Source organism: Glutamicibacter sp. 363 (assembly GCF_052379505.1).
Taxonomy (GTDB): domain Bacteria; phylum Actinomycetota; class Actinomycetes; order Actinomycetales; family Micrococcaceae; genus Glutamicibacter.
Window position 1 is genome coordinate 24392 of record NZ_JBQSYR010000003.1, and the last position, 21147, is coordinate 45538.

Annotated in this window: 19 protein-coding genes and 1 tRNA gene; 19 read left to right on the forward strand and 1 reads right to left on the reverse strand. The window is 64.4% G+C overall.

Annotation, left to right across the window (positions count from 1 at the left end; genetic code table 11):
* Positions 1-204 precede the first annotated feature (204 nt).
* The 4 genes from ACT3UA_RS02635 to ACT3UA_RS02650 all read left to right on the forward strand — a co-directional run bounded on the left by ACT3UA_RS02635 (position 205) and on the right by ACT3UA_RS02650 (position 4233).
* Complete coding sequence (locus tag ACT3UA_RS02635) at positions 205-1212, forward strand: ABC transporter substrate-binding protein (protein ID WP_444615458.1); 1008 nt, start codon at positions 205-207, stop codon at positions 1210-1212.
* 99 nt (positions 1213-1311) lie between these two features.
* Positions 1312-2232: an ABC transporter permease gene (locus ACT3UA_RS02640; RefSeq protein ID WP_141393459.1), complete on the forward strand. Its 921-nt coding sequence runs from the start codon at positions 1312-1314 to the stop codon at positions 2230-2232.
* Positions 2225-3016 (forward strand): ABC transporter ATP-binding protein, encoded by a 792-nt coding sequence (locus ACT3UA_RS02645; RefSeq protein WP_096283923.1) that lies wholly within the window; start codon positions 2225-2227, stop codon positions 3014-3016. The genes ACT3UA_RS02640 and ACT3UA_RS02645 overlap by 8 nt, the downstream gene beginning before the upstream one ends.
* 188 nt (positions 3017-3204) lie before the next feature.
* Positions 3205-4233, forward strand: a complete 1029-nt coding sequence (locus ACT3UA_RS02650) for a CobW family GTP-binding protein (protein ID WP_444615459.1) — start codon at positions 3205-3207, stop codon at positions 4231-4233.
* Between the two features lie 79 nt (positions 4234-4312).
* Here the strand turns inward: ACT3UA_RS02650 and ACT3UA_RS02655 are convergent.
* Positions 4313-4388, reverse strand: a tRNA-Arg gene (locus tag ACT3UA_RS02655).
* 153 nt (positions 4389-4541) lie between these two features.
* On the opposite strand from ACT3UA_RS02655, the gene argS reads away from it, so the two are divergent.
* From argS to ACT3UA_RS02730, 15 genes are all read left to right on the forward strand, one after another.
* On the forward strand, positions 4542-6182 hold the full coding sequence (gene argS, locus ACT3UA_RS02660) for an arginine--tRNA ligase (protein WP_096283919.1): 1641 nt from the start codon (positions 4542-4544) through the stop codon (positions 6180-6182).
* 5 nt (positions 6183-6187) lie between these two features.
* Positions 6188-7609 (forward strand): diaminopimelate decarboxylase, encoded by a 1422-nt coding sequence (lysA, locus tag ACT3UA_RS02665; RefSeq protein ID WP_444615460.1) that lies wholly within the window; start codon positions 6188-6190, stop codon positions 7607-7609.
* Positions 7610-8899 (forward strand): homoserine dehydrogenase, encoded by a 1290-nt coding sequence (locus ACT3UA_RS02670; protein WP_096283915.1) that lies wholly within the window; start codon positions 7610-7612, stop codon positions 8897-8899.
* Positions 8900-10000 carry a threonine synthase gene (gene thrC / locus ACT3UA_RS02675; protein ID WP_444615461.1) on the forward strand — a complete coding sequence of 367 codons (1101 nt, stop codon included), beginning with the start codon at positions 8900-8902 and terminating at the stop codon, positions 9998-10000.
* Between the two features lie 104 nt (positions 10001-10104).
* Positions 10105-11037 carry a homoserine kinase gene (thrB, locus tag ACT3UA_RS02680; protein WP_096283911.1) on the forward strand — a complete coding sequence of 311 codons (933 nt, stop codon included), beginning with the start codon at positions 10105-10107 and terminating at the stop codon, positions 11035-11037.
* A 330-nt stretch (positions 11038-11367) separates the two neighbouring features.
* On the forward strand, positions 11368-13689 hold the full coding sequence (gene rho / locus ACT3UA_RS02685; protein ID WP_096283909.1) for a transcription termination factor Rho: 2322 nt from the start codon (positions 11368-11370) through the stop codon (positions 13687-13689).
* Positions 13690-13837: 148 nt separating this feature from the next.
* Positions 13838-14914: a peptide chain release factor 1 gene (gene prfA, locus ACT3UA_RS02690; RefSeq protein WP_096283907.1), complete on the forward strand. Its 1077-nt coding sequence runs from the start codon at positions 13838-13840 to the stop codon at positions 14912-14914.
* 18 nt (positions 14915-14932) lie between these two features.
* Positions 14933-15805 (forward strand): peptide chain release factor N(5)-glutamine methyltransferase, encoded by an 873-nt coding sequence (gene prmC / locus ACT3UA_RS02695; RefSeq protein ID WP_444615462.1) that lies wholly within the window; start codon positions 14933-14935, stop codon positions 15803-15805.
* A gap of 4 nt (positions 15806-15809) precedes the next feature.
* Entirely contained in the window at positions 15810-16499 is a 690-nt protein-coding gene (locus tag ACT3UA_RS02700; RefSeq protein ID WP_444615463.1) for an L-threonylcarbamoyladenylate synthase, read from the forward strand.
* Complete coding sequence (locus tag ACT3UA_RS02705; RefSeq protein ID WP_444615464.1) at positions 16496-17614, forward strand: MraY family glycosyltransferase; 1119 nt, start codon at positions 16496-16498, stop codon at positions 17612-17614. Before ACT3UA_RS02700 ends, ACT3UA_RS02705 begins: the two co-directional genes overlap by 4 nt.
* Positions 17615-17759: 145 nt before the next feature.
* The gene (locus ACT3UA_RS02710; protein ID WP_096283898.1) at positions 17760-18194 is read left to right on the forward strand and encodes a hypothetical protein; all 435 of its coding nucleotides are present in this window, start codon (positions 17760-17762) and stop codon (positions 18192-18194) included.
* A 286-nt stretch (positions 18195-18480) separates the two neighbouring features.
* Positions 18481-19272 carry a F0F1 ATP synthase subunit A gene (atpB, locus tag ACT3UA_RS02715; RefSeq protein ID WP_105554267.1) on the forward strand — a complete coding sequence of 264 codons (792 nt, stop codon included), beginning with the start codon at positions 18481-18483 and terminating at the stop codon, positions 19270-19272.
* 103 nt (positions 19273-19375) lie between these two features.
* Positions 19376-19588 (forward strand): ATP synthase subunit C, encoded by a 213-nt coding sequence (locus ACT3UA_RS02720; protein ID WP_013348621.1) that lies wholly within the window; start codon positions 19376-19378, stop codon positions 19586-19588.
* Positions 19589-19670: 82 nt separating this feature from the next.
* A complete protein-coding gene (locus tag ACT3UA_RS02725) occupies positions 19671-20225 on the forward strand; it encodes a F0F1 ATP synthase subunit B (RefSeq protein WP_096283894.1) in 555 nt (184 codons plus the stop codon).
* Complete coding sequence (locus ACT3UA_RS02730; RefSeq protein ID WP_096283892.1) at positions 20225-21037, forward strand: F0F1 ATP synthase subunit delta; 813 nt, start codon at positions 20225-20227, stop codon at positions 21035-21037. Before ACT3UA_RS02725 ends, ACT3UA_RS02730 begins: the two co-directional genes overlap by 1 nt.
* Positions 21038-21147: the final 110 nt, after the last annotated feature.

The following is a 21147-nucleotide window of genomic DNA, read 5'->3' on the forward strand; positions in this document are numbered from 1 at the left end:
GGCATTGGCCGTTTCAAGGGGCAAACGTCTTTGGCATCACCGGGTTCATGGGCGAAGTGAGGTCTTTCACATGTAAGATCGTGGGTAATCACCTGCACGTGGTTCGGGCAGTTCCCGGTTCGCTTGTCTTCGCCGATGAGCTGGCTACCGGGCCACCGTGCACGGGGACATCACTCGCACAGGGAACTTGTTGAAAGGATCACCATGAAGCGATTCACCGCTTTGAAATTAGCCGCAGTGGCCGCCACCGGCGCGCTGGCATTGACCGCTTGCGGAGGGGGCACCGGCAGCGAGGGTTCCGGCGACGGCGGAGCCGCCGCCGAAGGCCCGGTCAAGATCGGCATTTTCCAGTATGTCTCGCACCCATCCCTTGACGCCGTCACCAAGGGCTTCAAGCAGGGCATGGAAGACGCCGGCTACACCGGGGACAAGATTTCCTACGACGACAATAACGCGCAGGGCGACCAGGCCACCAACGCCTCGATCGCCGGCAAGCTCGCGGCCGACAGCGACATCGACCTGGTCTTGGCGATCGCCACCCCGTCGGCGCAGGCCGCGGCCCAGTCGATCACCAGCATTCCGGTGCTCTTCTCCGCGGTCACCGATCCGGTGGACGCGAAGCTTGTGGCCTCCAACGAGGCTCCGGGCGCCAACGTCACCGGCACCTCGGACAAGAACCCGGTCAAGGAGCAGCTGGAACTGCTCAAGACGCTCTCCCCGGATGCGAAGAAGGTCGGCATCGTCTACTCCTCGGGCGAGGCGAACTCCGCCATCCAGGTCCAGTGGGCCGAGGAAGCCGCCGGCGAGCTCGGCCTGAGCATCGAGAAGTCCGCCATCTCCGCGCCTTCCGAGGTGCAGCAGGCGGCCAACTCGCTGGACGTCGACGCCTACTACGTGCCGACCGACAACGCGGTCGTCTCCGCGCTGGAAGGCCTGCTGCAGACCGCGCAGGGCAAGAAGGTCCCGGTGATCGCCGCCGATGGTGACTCCGTAAAGCGTGGCGCCACCGCCACCTACGGCATCAACTACGAGAAGCTCGGCGAGCAGACCGCGGTGATGGCGGACAAGCTGCTCAAGGGCGAGGCGGAACCGGCCACTATGCCGGTGGAAACCCTCACCGAGGTGGAGCTGTACCTGAACGAAACCGCCGCGACGAAGATCGGCATCGAGTTCTCCGAGGAACTGAAGTCCGAGGCGGTCGAAACCTACTAGGGCCAAAGCACCACCCACCTGCGAGGAAGGCGAGGCGAGCACGTAGACGCCTCGCCTTCCTCGTGACCAAGAACCTTCTCACAACTCAAGGATCCAATTATGATCACAGCGGTTGAACTCGGGCTCATCTACGCCCTGATGGCGCTCGGGGTATATCTGACGTTCCGCATCCTGGATTTCCCGGACCTCACCGTCGACGGCAGCTTCACCACCGGTGCCGCCGTCGCCTCGGTGGGCATCGTGAACGGGATGAACCCCTGGCTGGCCACGCTGCTCGCCTTCTTCGCCGGCATGGTCGCCGGCGCGATCACCGGCCTGCTGCATACCAAGGGCAAGATCGACGGCCTGCTCGCCGGTATTCTGACGATGATCGCCCTCTACTCGATCAACCTGCGCATTATGGGCAAGGCGAATACGCCGCTGCTGGGCGAGGACACGCTGATCAGCCCGCTGCGCACGGCGGGAATTCTCGGCTCCGCGGGCTCGATCCTCATCCTCTTCGCGGTCGCCTTGGTCTTCGTGGCCGCGATCGTCTGGTTCCTGCACACCGAAATGGGCATGGCGATGCGCGCCACGGGGGACAACCACGAGATGATCCGCTCCTTCGGGGTGAGCACCGATAGCCAGAAGATCCTGGGCCTGGCCCTGTCCAACGGCTTTGTCGCCCTCTCCGGCGCGGCGATCGCCCAGTACCAGGGCTTCGCCGATGTGGGCATGGGCATCGGCGTGATCCTGATCGGGCTGGCCTCGGTGATCGTCGGCCAGGCCATCTTCACCCAGCGCTACATCTGGCTGGCCGCTCTGGCCGTCGTCTTCGGTGCGGTCATCTACCGGCTGGTCATCCAGTTCGCGCTGGTCGCCGGGCTGGAGGTCAACGACATGAAGCTGATCTCCGCGGTGCTCGTGGTGGTGGCGCTGCTGCTGCCGAAATGGAAGGGCTTCCAGAAGATCGTGAAAACCTTCAAACGCAAGGATTCGGACGCCGCGCCGATCCAGGAAGAGGTGCGCAGCCATGCTTGAAATTTCCAACCTCTCACGGACCTTCTTCCCGGGAACCGTCAACGAGCGCAAGGCGCTGCGCAATATCAACCTGAACCTCGGGCCCGGCGAATTCGTCACCGTCATCGGTTCCAACGGCGCGGGCAAGTCCACGGTGCTGAATATGGTCGCCGGCAAGCTCTTCCCGGATACCGGGACGGTCACCGTCGACGGCAAGAACGTCACCAAGATGGCCGACTACACCCGCGCCAGGTACATCGGCCGGGTCTTCCAGGATCCGATGGCCGGCACCGCGCCGACGATGACCATCGAGGAGAATATGGCCCTGGCCCACGCCCGCGGCCGCTTCCGCGGTTTGGGCATGGGGGTGGGTGCCAAGCGCCGGAAGCTGTTCGTCGAGGAGCTCAAGTCCCTGGAGCTGGGGCTGGAAAATCGCTTGAAGACAAAGGTCGGGCTGCTCTCGGGTGGCCAGCGCCAGGCGCTCAGCCTGCTGATGGCCACCTTCTCCAAGCCGAAGATCCTGCTGCTCGATGAGCACACCGCCGCGCTGGATCCGCAGCGCGCGGCCTTGGTCTCGCGGCTGACCAACGAGATCGTGCAGCGCCATGCGCTGACCACGCTGATGGTCACGCACAATATGGAACAGGCGCTGGCCCTGGGCACCAGGCTGATAATGATGCATGACGGGCAGATCATCCTGGACCTGGACCAGGAGGCGAAGAGCAAGATGACGGTCAAGGGCCTGCTGGGCGAATTCGAGAAGATCAAGGGCGCGCAGCTCGACGATCGTACGATGCTGCAGTAGCTTTTGCCGCTTTGCCTTTCCGCTGGCCGCCGGCTCTCCCCGTATTCCGGGGTTCGCCGGCGGCCATCGGTGCTTTAACCGGACAACGCGGCGGCGCGCGGCGTACTAGGGTGGGAGCGGTTGAAGAATTTCCCGCTCGCGGCTTCCGCAGCACCGGCGAGCACCGCATGAAAGGTCCAGGTGGATAGATGGCACGCAGGCAGATTCCGGTGATCGCGCTGACCGGATACTTGGGGGCCGGCAAAACCACCGTGCTCAACCACCTGCTGCGCACCCCGGGGGCGCGGATCGGGGTGGTGGTCAACGATTTCGGGGCCATCAATGTCGACGCCGGGCTGATCACCGGGCAGGTGGACGCCGCGCAATCCATCACTGGCGGCTGCGTGTGCTGCCTGGACGATTCCGGGGGACTGGACGAGGCCCTGGCCAGGCTCGCCGCGCCGCGGCTGCGGCTGGACGTGATCATCATCGAGGCCAGCGGGGTGGCCGAACCGCTGTCCCTGGCCCGGCTGATCCGCTTCAGCCAGGCGAAGAACATCCGGCCCGCCGGGCTGATCGAGGTGGTGGATGCGGCGAACTACTTCGAGACCGTGGACACCCATGCCGATCCGCCGGCGCGATTCGAGGCCGCCTCGCTGGTGGTGCTGAACAAGCTCGACCAGCTCGGACAGGAAGCTCACCCGGGCGAGGATAAAGCCGACGTCCTGGCGCGCATCGCAGAGCGCATCGCACTGCGCAATCCGCGCGTTCCGCTGGTGCGCGCGGTGCGCGGGGCCATCGACCCGGAGCTGGTATTCGACGTGGCCCTGGCCGAAGACCCCGAAGACCAGCTGCCGCTCGGCGCGCTGATGCGGGCCGAGCACGGCTCGCATACCCACCAGCATGCCGCCTCGGTGAGCGTGGCCGCCGCCGCTCCCATCGCGGCCGGCGCGCTGCTGGACCTGCTCGAGCGCCCGCCGTCCGGGGTCTACCGGCTGAAGGGGGTCGTCCAGGTGGCCACGGCCCGCGGCGCGAAATCCTGGGCGGTGAACCTGGTCGGGCGCCATATCCACGTGGCCGCGCATGCTTCAGGCGAGGCAGCGGGGCTGGTGGCCATCGGCGTCGGGATCGACGAACATCTGGTGCGCGGGGCACTGGAAGAAACGGTGCAGCCAGCACCGGGTCCGGACGCGGAGGGGATGCGCCGGCTGCAGCGCCACGCCCGGCTGAGCGGCTGAGCGCCAGCCTCGGCGGCGGGGCAGCGACCCGGCACCGCGGGGAAAAGAAAAAGGCCCCGCAACTGCGGAACCTTTTTGCTGGTGCCCCTGAAAGGAATCGAACCTTCGGCCTTCTGCTCCGGAGGCAGACGCTCTATCCACTGAGCTACAGAGGCAAGTTGCTGGGCAACAGGAAAAATACTATCAGGTGAAAGCGCCATCTGCGCAATTGGCCCGGCGGCGCGCCAGCGCGGGGGATGCCTGCAGCATCACAGGGTGCAAAGTCATCAATGCCGAAGATGCCTGCGAAAAACCGCTATTCTTGAACGGTGACTCCTGAAGAACTCTCCGCTGCCATATCCGCATGCCTGACGCAGGCCGTAGCCGCCGGCGAAATCGCCGTCGAGGTACCCGACACCGTGCGCGTCGAGCGACCCAAAAGCCGTGAGCACGGCGACTGGGCGACCAACATCGCGCTGCAACTGGGCAAGAAGGCCGGCATGGCCCCGCGCGACTTCGCGCAGATGCTGGTGCGACGGCTTTCCGAAGTCCCGGGCGTCGGCGCGGTGGAGATCGCCGGACCCGGCTTCCTGAACATCACCCTGGACGCGGCCGCCGCCGGCGAGCTGGCCCGCTCCATCGTCGAGGCCGGGGCGAGCTTCGGGCACAACCAGGCGCTGGCCGGGCACGTGGTCAACATGGAATTCGTCTCCGCCAACCCCACCGGCCCGCTGCATATCGGCCACACCCGCTGGGCGGCGCTGGGAGACGCGATCGCCCGCGTGCTGCGCGCCTCGGGCGCCGAGGTGACCAGCGAGTACTACATCAACGACGCCGGCAACCAGATGAACGTGTTCGCCCGCTCGGTGTACAACCGCATGCATGGCCTGCCGGTCCCCGAGGGCGGCTACCCGGGGGAGTACATCAAGGAGCTGGCCGACATCGTGCAGGGCGCCGCCCCGGAACTTGCCGAGCAGGACGAGGCCACCGCGCTGCCTAAGCTGCGCGAACTGGCGTACACCGCGCAGCTGGCGGACATCAAGTCCACGCTGGCGGACTTCGGCGTGCACTTCGATGTGTTCTACTCCGAATCCACCCTGCATGACGGTGGCGCGGTGGCGGACGCCGTCGCCCGGCTGCGCGAACAGGGGCATATCTTCGATCTGGAGGGCGCGGTCTGGCTGCGCACCACCGACTTCGGCGACGACAAGGACCGGGTGCTGATCCGCGCCAACGGGGAACCGACCTACTTCGCCGCCGATGCGGCCTACTACCTGTCCAAGAAGGACCGCGGCTTCAGCGAGAAGATCTACCTGCTCGGAGCCGACCACCACGGCTACGTCAACCGGCTGAAGGCCATCGCCGCCTGCGCCGGGGATGACAAGGACAAGAACATCGAGGTGCTGATCGGCCAGCTGATTTCCGTCAACGGTGCGAAGCTCTCCAAGCGCGCGGGCAATATCATCGAGCTGCGCGATTTGATCAACTGGATCGGCGCCGACGCGCTGCGCTACTCGCTGGCCCGCTACCCGGCCGATTCCCCGATCGCACTGGATCCGGAGCAGCTGAAGAAGAACACCAACGACAACCCGGTGTTCTACGTGCAGTACGCCCATGCGCGCTCCTTCGGCGCCTCGGCGAATGCGGTCGCCAAGGGCGTCACCCGCGAGAGCTTCGACGCGGCGCTGCTCACCGACCCGAGCGAGAACGAACTGCTGGCCGTGCTCGGCCAGTTCCCCTCGGTGGTCGCCGGGGCCGCGCAGTCGCGCGAACCGCACCGCATTGCCCGCTACCTGGAACAGGTCGCCGGGGCCTACCACTCCTGGTATGCGGCCACCCGCGTCACCCCGCTGGGCGACGACCCGGTGCAGGAAGTGCACCACACCCGGCTGTGGCTGAACGACGCCACCACCCAGGTGCTGGCCAACGGACTCGGATTGCTGGGCGTTTCGGCCCCGGAGAGGATGTAATTCTTATGACCGCTTCACCACTGGCTCCGGCCTGGCTCAGTTTCCCCGCCGACCCCAACGCGCTGCGCGAAGTGCAGTGGGCCTCCGGAGTTTCCCGCGATGCCCACGGCGAAGTGGCCGTGCAGGGCGTGCCGGTCTCGGAGCTCGCCAGGGAATTCGGCACCCCGCTGTTCGTGCTGGACGAAAACGATTTCCGCGCCCGCGCCCGCGGCTTCAAGACCGCCTTCGACGCCGCCTTCGCGCAGCTGTGCGGCGAGGTGGACGTGTACTACGCCGGCAAGGCGTTCTTGTGCACCGAGGTGGCCCGCTGGGTCACCGCCGAGGGTTTGCGCCTGGACACCTGCTCCGGCGGCGAGCTCGCGGTGGCCCAGGCCGCCGGCGTGCCCGGGGCGAATCTGTCGCTGCACGGGAACAACAAGTCCGTGCCGGAGATCTCCCGCGCCCTGCGCATGGGCGTGGGACGCATCGTCATCGACTCGCTGGACGAGCTGGAACGCGTGATCTTGGTCGCAGCCGCGGAGGGGATCGCGGCGCAGGTGATGCTGCGCCTGACCCCCGGGGTGCACGCCTCCACCCACGAGGCCATCGCCACCGCGCACGAGGACCAGAAGTTCGGGCTGTCCATCCAGCCCGGGCCCACCGGCACCTCCCCGGCGCTGGCGGCCATCGCCCGCGCCCTGGAAGCCCCGGGCATCAACCTGCTCGGCCTGCACGCGCATATCGGCTCGCAGATCTTCGACGCGGAGGGCTTCGCCATCGTCGCGCGCACGATGCTCGGCATCCTCGCCGAGGTGCGCGAACGCCACGGGGTCACGCTGCCCGAACTGGACCTGGGCGGCGGCTACGGCATCGCCTACACCGAGGCCGACCGCCCCTCCACCCCGGCGAAGCTCGCCGGGCAGATGGCCGAGGTGGTCGCCGCGACCTGCGCGCAGCTGGGCATCGACTGCCCGCGGCTTTCCATTGAACCGGGCCGCGCCATCGCCGGGCCTTCGACCTTCACCCTCTACGAGGTGGGCGTGCGCAAGGACGTGTTCGTCGAAGACGGGGCCGGGGGCACGGCGCCGCGGCGCTACGTGTCGGTGGACGGCGGGATGAGCGACAACGCCCGTCCGGTGCTCTACGACGCGGACTACAGCGCCGTGCTGGCCAACCGTGTGACGCAAAGCGACGCGATTATTTCTCGCGTAGTTGGGAAACACTGCGAGTCGGGTGACATAGTCGTGAATGACGTTTACCTGCCCGAGGACGTAGCCGCCGCCGATTTGCTGGCGGTTCCGGGCACCGGCGCCTATTGCTGGGCGCTGTCGAGCAACTACAACTACCTGACCCGTCCGGCGGTGGTTGCGGTGCGCGACGGCCAAGCCCGTCTGATCGTGCGCAGGGAAACCGAATCCGATTTGTTGGCCCGTGACATGGGAGTTTAAGTGAGCGGTGAAAAAAGCCTGAAGGTCGCCCTGCTGGGTTGCGGCACGGTAGGTGCCCAGGTGGCACGAATCCTGATCGAAGACAGCGGCGCCCTGGCGGCCCGCTCCGGCGCGAGTCTGGAACTGACCGGGATTGCCGTGCGCAACCTGGAAGCCAAGCGCGATGTGCAGCTCGACCAGCAATTGTTCACCACCGATGCCAACGCGCTGATCGATGGCGCCGACGTGGTGATCGAGCTGCTCGGCGGCATGGAGCCGGCCGGGGAGTACATCTCCCGGGCCTTGGCCCGCGGGGCCAGCGTGATCACCGGGAACAAGGCGCTGATCGCCGCCCGGGGCGCCGAACTGAACGCGCTGGCCGCCGCCTCCGGCGCCCAGCTGCGCTACGAGGCCGCGGTGGCCGGGGCGATTCCGATCCTGCGCCCGATCGCCGATTCGCTGGCCGGGGACCACATCACCAAGGTGATGGGCATCGTCAACGGCACCACCAACTTCATCCTCGACGCGATGGACACCACCGGCGCCGCCTTCGACGATGTGCTCGCCGAAGCCCAGGCGCTCGGCTATGCCGAGGCGGATCCAACCGCCGACGTGGGCGGGCACGATGCCGCCGCGAAGGCCGCGATCTTAGCCTCGCTGGCCTTCCACACCACAGTCTCCTCGGACCAGGTGCACACCGAGGGCATCACCGAGGTGTCCGCCGCCGATGTATCCGCCGCCGCCGCGGCCGGCTACGTGATCAAGCTGCTGGCCATCGCCGAGAAATCCAAGCAGGGCATTTCGGTGCGCGTCTACCCCGCGCTGGTCAACCGCAGCCACCCGCTGGCCACCGTGCACGGTGCGTTCAACGCGGTGTTCGTCCAGGCGCAGAACGCCGGGGACCTGATGTTCTACGGCGCCGGGGCCGGCGGCAACGCGACCGCATCGGCGGTGATGGGCGACGTTATCGCCGTCACCCGCCAGCTGGCCGCCGGGGCCCCGCTGCCCAATGGCTCCGCGGATGCCGCCGCGAACCTGATGGACTTCTCCGCGATCACCACCCGCTACTGGATCGGGTTGACCGTCTCCGACGAGCCCGGAGTGCTCGCGCGCATCGCCGCGATCTTCGGCGAGCATGGGGTCTCCATCGAATCCATGAACCAGCAGGCGGCGCAGCCGGATGCGGCGGCCCAGCTGCGCATCCTCACCCACCAGGGCACCGAGGCCGCGCTCAGCTCCACCGTGGCGGCGCTCACCGCGCTGGACGCGGTGGATTCAGTCCTATCCGTAATGCGAGTTGAAGGAAACTAAGTGGCGCATCAGTGGCGTGGAGTCATCCGCGAATATGCCGACCGACTGCCGGTCGATGAGAACACCCAGGTCATCACGCTCGGCGAAGGCGGGACCCCGCTGGTCTTCGCTCCGGCGCTGAGCGAATTGACCGGATCGAGCGTCTACCTCAAGGTCGAGGGAATGAACCCGACCGGATCCTTCAAGGACCGCGGCATGACCATGGCGATGACCGCCGCGGTGGCCGCCGGCGCCAAGGCCGTGGTCTGCGCCTCCACCGGCAACACCTCCGCCTCCGCCGCGGCCTACGCCACGCAGGCCGGGCTGAAGTGCGCGGTGCTCGTCCCGGAGGGCAAGATCTCCATGGGCAAGATGTCCCAGGCGATTGCGCACGGGGCCGACATCATCCAGATCGACGGCAACTTCGACAACTGCCTGGACGTGGCGCGCAAGCTGAGCGAGAACTACCCGGTGTTCCTGGTGAACTCGGTGAATCCGGCGCGCATCGAAGGCCAGAAGACCGGCGCGTTCGAGGTCGTCGACTTCCTCGGCGACGCCCCGGACTACCATGTGCTTCCCGTCGGGAACGCGGGCAATATCACCGCCTACTGGAAGGGCTACAAGGAGTACGCATCCGAGTACACCAACCAGGCCGGCGGCAAGCTCGCGGCGGTCTCCACGAAGACCCCGATCATGTGGGGCTTCCAGGCTGCCGGCGCCGCGCCGATCGTGCTGGGCCACCCGGTGACCGAACCGGACACCATCGCCACCGCGATCCGCATCGGCAACCCGGCCAGCTGGGAGCAGGCCGAGGCCGCGCGCGATGAATCCGGCGGACAGATCGATTCGGTGACCGACGAGGAAATCCTCGCCGCGCACCGCTGGCTCTCCTCCCGCGAGGGCGTGTTCGTGGAACCTGGTTCCGCCGCCGGGGTTGCCGGGCTGCTCAAGCACCACGGCGCCGGAAACGTGCCGAAGGGCAAGAAGATCGTCATCACCGTCACCGGCCACGGCCTGAAGGACCCGAACTGGGCCCTGCAGAACCCGGACGGCACACAGGTGGAACCGACCAAGGTCGGCTTCGACGTGGTCGAAGTCGCCACCGCCCTGGGCCTGGCCTAAAAAATGCAGCATCGGCCCGCCGCATCATCTTTCGATGCGGCGGGCCGAGCACTATCCGAGCCAAGATTGATACGCCGATGAACCCCGAACTTCTCGAAGGAACCATGACGCAGCAGATCGCCCTGGGCCAGCACCTCATCGTGGCCCCGCCGGCCACCAGTGCAAACCTCGGCCCGGGCTTCGACTCGCTGGGCCTGGCGCTGGAATACCGCGACCGCCTCGAAATCCGCACGGCCGAGCAGAGCTCCGTGACGCTCACCGGGCAGGGCGCCGACACGCTGCCCACGGACGAGTCGCACCTGATCATCGCGCAGATGCACGGCTACTGGAAGGCGCGCGGTTTCGCTCCGGTGGGCATCGAGCTGAACGCGGAGAACAATATCGAGCATGCCCGCGGCATGGGCTCCTCCGCCGCGGCCATCGTTGCCGCCTTCGCCGCCGCCGACGCCTTGCTCCCGGAAGAAGCGCGCGGCGGGATCGACGCCATTTTCCAGGCCGCCGCCGCCTGGGAGGGGCACCCGGATAACGTGGCCCCGGCCGTGTACGGGGGATTGAGCATTTCCACCACCGATGCGGCAGGTAGCTTCAGCACCGTGGCCGTGCCGCTGCATCCGGCGGTGCGCGCGGTGCTCGCCGTGCCCTCGAATGGGCTTTCCACCGAGGCCGCCCGCGGGGTGCTGCCCGCGCAGATCGACCACGCGCAGGCCTCGGCGAATTCCGCCAGCGCCGCGCTGCTCATCCACGCGCTGAGCAATGACCCAAGCCAGCTGCTCGGCGGCACCCGGGACTACCTGCACCAGGACTACCGGGCGGTGGCCATGCCCGAAAGCGCCGCGCTGCTGCGCGCCTTGCGCGGGAATTCTCTGGCCGCGGTGGTCTCCGGGGCCGGTCCCACGATCTTGACCTTGGTCTCCGATGAGGCCCAGCTGCAGGCCGCCCGCGCGGTAATCGAGTCATTCGCCACAGGATCTTCGGTGTCGTGGAGCATTAAAGTGCCCGAACTGGCCAAGAACGGTGTTACAGTAGAAGTGCTGTAACACTCACGGCAGACCGGATTGCTGAGCGCATTGCGCAGTAGTGAATCCACTTGGCCAGTGTTGATCGGGCGAAATCGGTTTACCGTACTTTCGTTCGTCCAGCCGTTCCGGATCTTTTCTGCAGTTCGCAGCACCTCTGATATCCCACGTTTGTGCACTCCTCGTGCCGTCGAGATATCAACCTTTTAAGTCCAGCGTTTGCCTTACACAATCTTTTAGCGTGAGCGGCCTGGATGGCGTGATGACCATCGAATCTCGGTCGTGACGCCTATACATACGGCACAGTGGGTTGCTTGAACCAGCCCATCCTACGAGTCAGAAGGAACTTTCGTGACCGAAACCACAAGCCTCAACGAAGGCGTGGACACCAAGACTTCCGAAACCAAGAGCGCCGGCCTGGCCTCTTTGAAGATGACCCAGCTCCAGCAGCTGGCCTCCCAGCTAGGTATTACCGGCGGATCGCGCATGCGCAAGGCCGATCTGGTGAAATCCATTGGCGATCATCAGCGCGGTGGCTCTGTAGCTTCCAAGGAAACCGGCAAGGAATCCGCCAAGGCAGCTAAGGCTCCGGCCAAGGAGCAGAGCGAAACCGCGGAAAAGGCTCCTGCGAAGAAGGCGGCAGCCAAGGCCCCGCGCGGTCGTCGCGCACCTAAGGCCGAGGCCGAGGCGCCAGCTCAGGGCGAGGCTTCGACCCAGGCGGCAGCTCCGGCTGCTGCAGAGCCGAAGACCGAGCAGACAGAAAAGCCTGTGCGGGCACGTCGCACCTCGCGTCGCGTCACCGATTCGGGCAAGGTCACCGCTCCGGCAGCCGAAGGCGGCGAAACTCCTCAGCCAGCGGCCGAGCAGGCTCCGGCCGCGAAGGCAGAGCAGACGCAGGCTCCGCGCCAGCGACGCAACTCGCGTGCCAAGGCCGAACCGGTCGCCGCGGAGAACACCGAAACCGCTGCGGAAGCCAAAGCAGATGCTGGCGCATCGGCCCCGGCCGCCGAGGGCGAAAACCAGCCAGAGGCCCGCGAAGAGCGGCGCGAACGCGGCAACCGCCGCGAACGCAATTCCAATCGTCGCGAGCGCAACGCCGATCGTGGCGAGCGCGCTGAGCGCAGCGAGGCCGACACCGATCGTGAAGAGCGCGGCAACAACCGCAACGATCGTGAAGAGCGCGGCAACAACCGCAACGATCGCGAAGAGCGCGGCAACGACCGCAATGACCGGCGTGAGCGCAACAACGACCGCAATAGCGACCGCAACAACGAGCGCAACGACGAGCAGGGCGCAAACGACTCCGAGGACCGCAATGAGCGTTCCAACGATCGCAACGACCGCAATGCCGAGCGCAGCGAACGCAACCGCAACCGCCGCGAACGTAACCGCGGGGATCGCAACGATCGCAACGACCGCAGCGATCGTAACGACCGTAATGATCGTAGCGACCGCAATGATCGCAACGACCGGAACAACCGCAACCGCCGCAACCGCCGTGATGACCTGGACGAGCCACAGCTGAGCGAAGACGATGTCTTGCTGCCGGTGGCTGGCATCCTGGACGTGCTGGAGAACTACGCGTTCGTCCGCACCTCCGGTTACCTGCCGGGCCAGAACGACATCTACGTCACGCTGGGCCAGGTCAAGAAGTACAACCTGCGCAAGGGCGACGCGATCGTCGGTGCGGTCCGCGCTCCACGCGATGGCGAAACCCCGAACCCGCGCCAGAAGTTCAACGCCCTGGTGCAGCTGACTTCGGTGAACGGCAAGAAGCCCGAAGACAACAAGGAGCGCGTCGAGTTCAACAAGCTCGTTCCGCTGTACCCGACCGAGCGCCTGCGCCTGGAAACCGATCCGAAGCTGGTCGGCCCACGTGTGATCGACCTGGTCGCCCCGATCGGCAAGGGCCAGCGTGGCCTGATCGTCTCGCCTCCAAAGGCCGGCAAGACGCTGATCCTGCAGGCCATCGCGAACGCGATCACCATCAACAACCCAGAAGTGCACCTGATGATGGTGCTCGTTGATGAGCGTCCCGAAGAAGTCACCGACATGCAGCGCACCGTGAAGGGTGAGGTTATCGCCTCCACCTTCGACCGCCCGGCAGATGACCACACCACCGTCGCAGAGCTCGCCATCGAGCGCGCCAAGCGCCTGGTGGAAATGGGCATGGACGTCGTGGTCTTGCTTGACTCGATGACCCGTCTGGGCCGTGCGTACAACTTGGCTGCTCCGGCCTCCGGACGTATCCTGTCCGGCGGTGTGGATTCGGCCGCGCTGTACCCGCCGAAGCGCTTCTTCGGTGCCGCCCGCAATATCGAGAACGGCGGCTCGCTGACTATTCTGGCTACCGCGCTGGTGGAGACCGGGTCCAAGATGGACGAGGTCATCTTCGAGGAGTTCAAGGGCACCGGCAACATGGAGCTGCGCCTTTCGCGCAAGCTCGCCGACAAGCGCATCTTCCCGGCGGTCGACGTCAACGAGTCCTCCACTCGCCGCGAAGAGCAGCTGATGAGCGCCGAAGAGGTGCGCATCATGTGGCGTCTGCGCCGGATGCTCTCGGGCATCGATCCGCAGCAGGCCCTCGAGGTGCTCACCGGCAAGATTCGCGAAACCGAATCGAACGCCGAATTCTTGATGCTGGTCAATAAGACCACTCCCAACAAGGATTAGCACCCCTGACCGCCATGGCGTCCAGGCAGTTGGCATTTCACGCCGACCGCCTGGACGCCATCGGCGCGTCACACGACATAGACTTTGACTACAGCGCGCGACGCACGATCCGTGAGCCGGGCAACGCATAACAGGAAGAACAGCCAACATGTTTGAATCCGTCAAGACGCTACTTGAGGAGCACGCCGCGATTCAGGCGGAGCTTTCAGACCCAGCGGTCTACGCCGACCAGGCCAAGGCCCGCAAGCTCGGACGACGTTCGGCTCAGCTCAAGGGCATCGTCGACGCGTACAACAAGTGGAAGCAGGCCACCGAGGATCTGGAAGCCGCGCAGGAAATGGCCGATGAGGATCCGGAGTTCGCCGAAGAGGTCGAAACCCTCAAGGCGGACCTGCCCGAGCTGGAGGAGAAGCTGCGCCGCCTGCTGATCCCGCGCGACCCGAACGACGCGCGCGACGTGATCCTGGAGGTCAAGGGGGGCGAAGGCGGCGACGAGGCGGCCCTGTTCGCCGCGGACCTGCTGCGCATGTACACCCGCTTCGCCGAGCACAAGGGCTGGAAGGTGGAGATGATCTCCTTCAACGAGTCCGATCTGGGCGGCTACAAGGATGCCCAGGTGGCGATCAAGGGCAAGTCGAACGACCCGGCCGAAGGCGTTTACGCGCAGCTGAAGTTCGAGGGCGGGGTGCACCGTGTGCAGCGCGTCCCGCAGACCGAATCCCAGGGCCGCATCCACACCTCGGCCGCCGGCGTGCTGGTGCTGCCCGAGGTGGACGAGCCCGAAGAGGTGGACATCCACGCGAACGATCTGAAGGTCGACGTGTACCGTTCTTCCGGCCCCGGCGGGCAGTCCGTGAACACCACCGACTCCGCGGTGCGCCTGACCCACATCCCCACCGGCATCGTGGTTGCCATGCAGAACGAGAAGTCGCAGATCCAGAACCGTGAAGCCGCGATGCGCGTGCTGCGCTCGCGTCTGCTGGCCCACCAGCAGGCCATCATCGACGAGGAGAACTCGGCGGTGCGCGCCAGCCAGATCCGCACCATGGACCGTTCCGAGCGCATCCGCACCTACAACTACCCGGAAAACCGCGTCGCGGACCACCGCACCGGCTACAAGGCGTACAACCTGGACGCGGTGATGGACGGCGAGTTGGCTCCGGTGATCGAATCCTGCATCCAGCTCGATGAAGAAGAGCGCCTGGCGGCGCTGGGCGAACGCTAAGCGGCAAAGAGCCATAGCGTGGAGCAGCTCAATACCGCGCGGCGGGACGCCGCCGCGGTTCTCTCCGGCGCCGGGGTGCCAAGCCCCGGCGTCGATGCCGACCTCTTGCTGTGCTTCGTCACCGGGGACAGCCGTGCCGAGCTCAAATTGCGTGAGCTGCGCGGGGAGAACCTCGACGAGGCACAGTACGCACAATATCTGGACCTTGTAGCCCGACGGGCGCGGCGCATCCCGCTGCAGCACCTGACCGGCGAAGGCCATTTCCGCTACCTGACCCTAAAGGTCGGGCCCGGGGTGTTCTCTCCGCGTCCGGAAACCGAGTCGGTGGTGCAGGTGGGCCTGGATTTCCTCGGCTCGCTACAAGGTTCACGTTGTGTAGACCTGTGCTCCGGGTCCGGGGCGATCGCCGCCGCGCTGGCCACCGAACTGCCCGCATCCACCGTATGGGCGGTGGAACTCTCCGCCGAGGCGATCGGCTATACCCGGGCGAACTGCGAACCGCTGGGCGTGCACGTCCTGCACCAGGACGCGGCACGGCTGCCCGCAGCCCTGCACGGAACCATCGACCTGGTAATTTCGAACCCGCCGTACATCCCGCCGAACGCCATCCCGCGCGAGGCCGAGGTGCGTGAGCACGACCCGCAGATGGCGCTGTACGGGCTGGGCAGCGACGGGCTGCAGATCCCGCGGGCGGTTTCCGCCGAAGCCCTGCGCCTGCTGCGCCCGGGTGGCATGTACGTGATGGAACACGCGGAGGTGCAAGCCGAAAGCGCCGCCGCGATGCTCGCCGCACTGGGTTTCGAGGCGGTCACCGGGCACCAGGATCTCACCGGACGGGCACGAGCCACCAGCGGCCTTGCCCCGTTATCCACCGACCGCATGAAAGAATAAACCCGTGAGCACAACATTTGATGTCAGCAACGCAGAGCAGCGCGCCGCAGCGATCACCGCAGCCAAGGAAACCCTCGGCGAGAAGCGCTGCATCGTCCTACCCACCGACACCGTCTACGGGATCGGCGCCGACGCATTCAGCCCGCAGGGCGTCGCCATGCTGATGGCCTCCAAGGGCCGCTCGCGCAATATGCCGCCTCCCGTGCTGATCGCCCAGGTCGCCACCATGGACGGGCTCGCCCGGGACATCCCCGATGAAGCCCGCAAGCTCGCCGAGGCCTTCTGGCCCGGCGCACTGACCCTCATCCTGCAGGCACAGCCCTCGCTGACCTGGGATCTGGGGGAGACCCGCGGCACCGTCGCGCTGCGCGTGCCCAACGACGACACCGCGCTGGAACTGCTCGGCGCCACCGGACCGCTGGCCGTCTCCTCGGCCAACCGCACCGGCCAGCCGGCGGCGACCACCGTGGACGAGGCGATCGCGCAGCTCGGCGAGAGCGTGGACGTGTACCTCGACGGCGGCGCGCGCGGCAGCTCCGATGGCGGCGCCACCCTGCCTTCGACCATCGTCGACGCCACCGGCGAGACCCTCCGCGTGGTCCGCGCCGGCGCCATCGACATCGGCGAACTGCGCGTCGTGGTCCCGAACATCATGGATGTGGAGGAGCCCCAAGCTCCGAGCCAGGACGCATGAGAAGCTACGTCCTGCTGATCGCGTTCAGCTTCGCCACCTCCTTTTTGCTGACCCCGATCATCCGTTCGATCGGCCACCGCTTCACCCGCAGCCAAATGGTGCGCGAACGCGACCAGCACAATGCGCCGATCGTGAAATTCGGCGGGCTGGCCATCATGATCGCCTTCGGCGCCGGGCTCTGGCTGGCCAGCCACTTCAGCTTCTTCGCCGGGGTCTTCGAAAACGGCCTGACCATTCGCGGCATCGCCATCGCCCTGGTGATGATCGCGCTGCTCGGGCTGTGGGATGACGTGGGCGACCTGCGCTGGTACTACAAGGCGGCAGGCCAGGTGGCCATCGGCGCGGTGATCGCCGGACACGGCATCCTCATCCGCTCGCTGCCGGTTGGCACCTGGCGGATCGAGGAGCCCTGGGCGCAGGGAGCCCTGACGGTGTTCCTGGTCGTGCTGACCATGAACGCCATCAACTTCTCCGACGGGCTCGACGGGCTCGCCGCGGGTCTGGCCGCTATTGGTGCGGCCACCTTCTTCCTCTACTCCTACATCCTGGCCACGCATGTGAGCGCCGATGACTACGCGAATGTCGGCGCGCTGCTTTGCGCTCTGTTACTCGGTGCATGTGTGGGATTCCTGCCACATAATTTCAACCCGGCGAACATCTTCATGGGGGAGACCGGGGTGCTGACCATCGGGCTGATCCTGTCGGTTTCGGCCATCGCGGTCACTGGCGACGTGCAGGGGCTCGATGCGCATCGTTTCCGCAATGTGCCGGCCTACATGCCGATGGTGCTGCCGATGGTGATCGTCTTCCTGCCGGTGCTCGATCTGAGCCTTTCGGTGGTGCGCCGCCTGCTCAACAAGCGCTCGCCCTTCTCCCCGGACTCCAAGCACATCCACCACCGCATGCTCTCCCAGGGCCATTCGGTGCGCAAAAGTGTGGTGTTGCTCTACATCTGGGCGGCGCTGGTGGCCGCTACGGTCGTATCGATCGCCTTCATACCCCTGGTCATCCTGATTCCGGTCATCGTGATTCTGGTTATCGGAGCCGCCTTGCTCACCTGGTGGCCGCTGGTCTCGGTACGTTTCGCCAACCTTCGAGCCAAGCTTGGGAAGTAACCAGAACCCAAGCAGTTTCTATCTCGTGTAGAATTCATGATGGATCATCTCCCACGCGGGCAATAACCGCGCGGGGGAAATGAGTATCATCAGCATCATCCGGTGCCCGATGGATCGTCGAAAGTGAACAGAGGAGGATGCGGAGATGAATTCACGTTCTGACCGCATAACCGCCTCTGCCGCTCCGAAGTCCATCTGGCTGCCAATTCTTGGTATCTCCTTGCTGTACTCGTTGATCGCAACGGCCGCATTTTTCCTGATTTCGTGGCTGCTTGCTGATTTGCGATATGCACTTTCCGGGGCGTTTGCCGCCGGCTTAGTGATCGGCTTCTTCGCCGTCAGCATCTTGATTGCTGAGGCTGCCGGACGAATCCGCAGCACGTGGGCGATGCCCGCGTTTCTGGGAACATTCGTCATCAAGGTATTTGGCATTGCCTTCGTGCTGTTGAACCTGGGGTTGCCCGAATGGGTCAACCGTCAGGGATTCGTGCTCGCAGCTGCGGTCTCACTCGTTGCCTGGCAGGTCGGCGAGGTTCGCGCCTTCATGAAGACGCGCCTTGCCATCTACAACGAGTCATAGACATATAGCCCGCGACGTTTATGTCATGGGTGAGCTGTGAGTTTGATAGGCTTACTACGGGTCATTTTCGGCAATTCGTTTAAATGCGAGGGGCCGTCTCCGAAAGGCATCTTCAGGGGATCCTGAGGGTGGCACTTCATCAACGTCGATGTGCTATGCAGAAGCGCTGATGGAACCCGTTTGATTTTTTCTTCACAAGGTGAGAGGCAGTTACCGCCAGTCACCGCCTTTTGCCCGTGACCGTTACTGCAGAGAGGACAGCGCGTTGTTCGCGTTTGCGCTCCCAATGGCCTCAGAAGAAGGCGGATTCATTCCGCCATCCGTATCCGATACCCACCTCCCAGATATTTTCCCTTGGATGGTTGAGTACGGCACCGGTTTCGGCAAGCAGATGCTCATGATCGTACTTTCGATCGTGCTCATTACTTGGTTCTTCACCGCGGCCATCAAGAACCCGAAGCTGGTTCCAAGCAAGACGCAGTACCTCGCCGAGTCCGGCTACGCCTTCGTGCGTAACGGAATTGGCCGCGACATCATTGGTGAGAAGAACTTCCGTCCTTGGATTCCTCTGCTGTTCGCGACCTTCTTCTTCGTCCTGCTGAACAACCTCTTCGGAGCAATTCCGTTCCTGCAGATTCCATCGTTCTCACACGCTGGTTCTGCATACGCGATGGCCATCATCATCTACGGCACCTGGATTGCCGTGGGTTTGAAGAATCATGGTATTCGCTACTTCAAGTTGGCCGTCGTTCCATCCGGTGTTCCGGGCTGGATCATGCCACTGATGATTCCACTGGAAATCATCTCTAACTTCATCGTTCGCCCACTGACGCACTCGCTGCGTTTGATGGCAACGATGCTGGCCGGTCACATGATCGTGATGCTGGCAGCTGCCGGCGCACGTCACCTGATCGTTGTTCAGGATTCCTTGGCTATGAATGGTCTTGGCATCTTGGTCATCCTCGGATCGGTCGCAATGTACTTCCTGGAACTGCTGATCATGGTGCTGCAGGCGTTCGTTTTCGCCTTGCTCACCGCGATCTACCTCCAGGGTGCAATTGAAGCCGACGCCCACTAAGGCCAACACTTCTTCTAACCACTAAAGATCTTCCTTGAGTCGCTCAAGGAATACCTCACAACCTACCGGCAAAAGTCCGGTATCTTGAAAGGAACATAATCACATGTTGCATGGCTCCCTGAATATGATCGGCTACGGCCTGGCTGCAATCGGTTCGGCAATTGGCGTGGGCTTGATCTTCGCTGCTTACATCAATGGTGTTGCACGCCAGCCAGAAGCTCAGCGCATCCTGCAGCCAATCGCAATGCTTGGCTTCGCACTTGCCGAAGCACTTGCAATTTTGGGCCTGGTTTTCGCTTTCGTTATCGGCGCCTAGTCTTTTCGCGACTGTAGTAGTGGCCTCGCCACTGTTGCGAGGCGTACACACATGCGGAAACTAGTAGATAGGAATAGTGAGAATGAACAGCACTGAATTCATCCTCGCTGCGGGCGAATCGGTTAACCCGCTGTTGCCGAACCCGTGGGAGATTCTCGTCACGGGCGTTGGCTTCGCGGTATTGCTCTTCATCGTCATCAAGGTGATTGCTCCGAAGTTCGAGCAGTCCTATGAAGATCGCGTCACCGCGATCGAAGGTGGACTTGAGAAGGCTGAGGCCGCTCAGAAAGAAGCAGAGGAGACCTTGGCTCAGTACAAGGCCCAGCTTCTGGAAGCGCGCACCGAAGCTAACCGCATCCGTGAGGAAGCACGTAGTGAAGGTGCACAGATCCTTGCCGATCTGAAGACCAAAGCAACCGATGAGGCTACTCGTATCACCGAGCAGGCTCAGCGTCAGATCGAAGCAGAGCGCACCAGCGCCCTTGCTTCGCTTCGCAGCGATGTTGGCTCTTTGGCCACCGAGCTTGCAAGCAAGATTGTTGACGAAGCTCTGCAGGACGATACCCGTGCACAGCGCGTGGTTAATTCGTTCCTGACCGATTTGGAAGCTCAGCAGAATGCAGGTGCATCGAACTAATGGCAAGTGTATCGAGCGAGTCATTGGCAAAGGCCTTGGAGTTCTTGGAACCAAAGCTGGCGCAGGCATCTGTTGATCTGCCGAAGGATCTGTTCGCGGTCCTGGAAGTACTGGATGCAAATGCCGGTCTTCGCCGCGCATTGACTGATCCAGCACGTGAAGCTGCCGCTAAGGCAGGCCTTCTGGCCCAGCTGTTGCACGGAAAGGTTTCGGCTGACGCCGAAGCAATCGTCGCAGAGCTGGCTTCGTACCGCTGGAGCTCGGAACGCGACATTAGCGATGCGCTCGAAACGCTGGCAGTCACCGCGGTAACCGCGGTGGCAGAGCAGCAGGACGGCGCTTCGGGGCTGGCCAAGCTGGAGCAGGATCTGTTCTCCTTCATCGAGGTAGTTCGTTCTAACCATGAACTACAGCGTGCGTTGGATGAGGCGCAGGCCCCAGCCGAAGCAAAGAGCGCCCTGGCGCTCAAGCTCGTGCCTAACGCGTCGCGAACCTCGAAGGTATTGATCCAGCAAGCGGTGGCAGCTCCTCGTGGGCTCAAGCCAATGGCCTTGGTGGAACGTTTCGTTGAGTTGGTGGCCAAGCGCCAGCAGCGCTGGATCGCTACGGTGACCAGCTCTGTCCAGCTTTCCGAGACTCAGCTTCAGCGACTTCAGCAGGGCTTGAACAAGTTCTACGCTCGCGAGCTGAACCTCAACACCTCCATCGACCCAAAGTTGGTCGGCGGTTTGGTGGTCAAGGTTGGCGACGAAGTTGTCGACGCTTCCGTGGCATCACGCGTGGCCGATTTGCGCCGCGCACTGGCTAGCTAGGAATTTTCGGTGGGGGAGCGATCCCCGCACCGAAGTCCTAGCTAACCAGGACCACAACAGACTTCATTCATATTCGATTCGTAGTCTTTTTCTACGGATCACAATTTAGG

Excerpts from the sequence above, each read along its gene's own strand:
- ACT3UA_RS02705 (WP_444615464.1), top strand. The coding sequence starts at position 16,496 with ATGAGAAGCTACGTCCTGCTGATCGCGTTCAGCTTCGCCACCTCCTTT.
- atpB (WP_105554267.1), top strand. The coding sequence starts at position 18,481 with ATGGCCTCAGAAGAAGGCGGATTCATTCCGCCATCCGTATCCGATACC.
- ACT3UA_RS02645 (WP_096283923.1), top strand. The coding sequence starts at position 2,225 with ATGCTTGAAATTTCCAACCTCTCACGGACCTTCTTCCCGGGAACCGTC.
- ACT3UA_RS02720 (WP_013348621.1), top strand. The coding sequence starts at position 19,376 with ATGTTGCATGGCTCCCTGAATATGATCGGCTACGGCCTGGCTGCAATC.
- ACT3UA_RS02635 (WP_444615458.1), top strand. The coding sequence starts at position 205 with ATGAAGCGATTCACCGCTTTGAAATTAGCCGCAGTGGCCGCCACCGGC.
- ACT3UA_RS02640 (WP_141393459.1), top strand. The coding sequence starts at position 1,312 with ATGATCACAGCGGTTGAACTCGGGCTCATCTACGCCCTGATGGCGCTC.
- ACT3UA_RS02710 (WP_096283898.1), top strand. The coding sequence starts at position 17,760 with ATGAATTCACGTTCTGACCGCATAACCGCCTCTGCCGCTCCGAAGTCC.
- thrB (WP_096283911.1), top strand. The coding sequence starts at position 10,105 with ATGACGCAGCAGATCGCCCTGGGCCAGCACCTCATCGTGGCCCCGCCG.
- prfA (WP_096283907.1), top strand. The coding sequence starts at position 13,838 with ATGTTTGAATCCGTCAAGACGCTACTTGAGGAGCACGCCGCGATTCAG.
- lysA (WP_444615460.1), top strand. The coding sequence starts at position 6,188 with ATGACCGCTTCACCACTGGCTCCGGCCTGGCTCAGTTTCCCCGCCGAC.
- ACT3UA_RS02725 (WP_096283894.1), top strand. The coding sequence starts at position 19,671 with ATGAACAGCACTGAATTCATCCTCGCTGCGGGCGAATCGGTTAACCCG.
- ACT3UA_RS02650 (WP_444615459.1), top strand. The coding sequence starts at position 3,205 with ATGGCACGCAGGCAGATTCCGGTGATCGCGCTGACCGGATACTTGGGG.
- ACT3UA_RS02730 (WP_096283892.1), top strand. The coding sequence starts at position 20,225 with ATGGCAAGTGTATCGAGCGAGTCATTGGCAAAGGCCTTGGAGTTCTTG.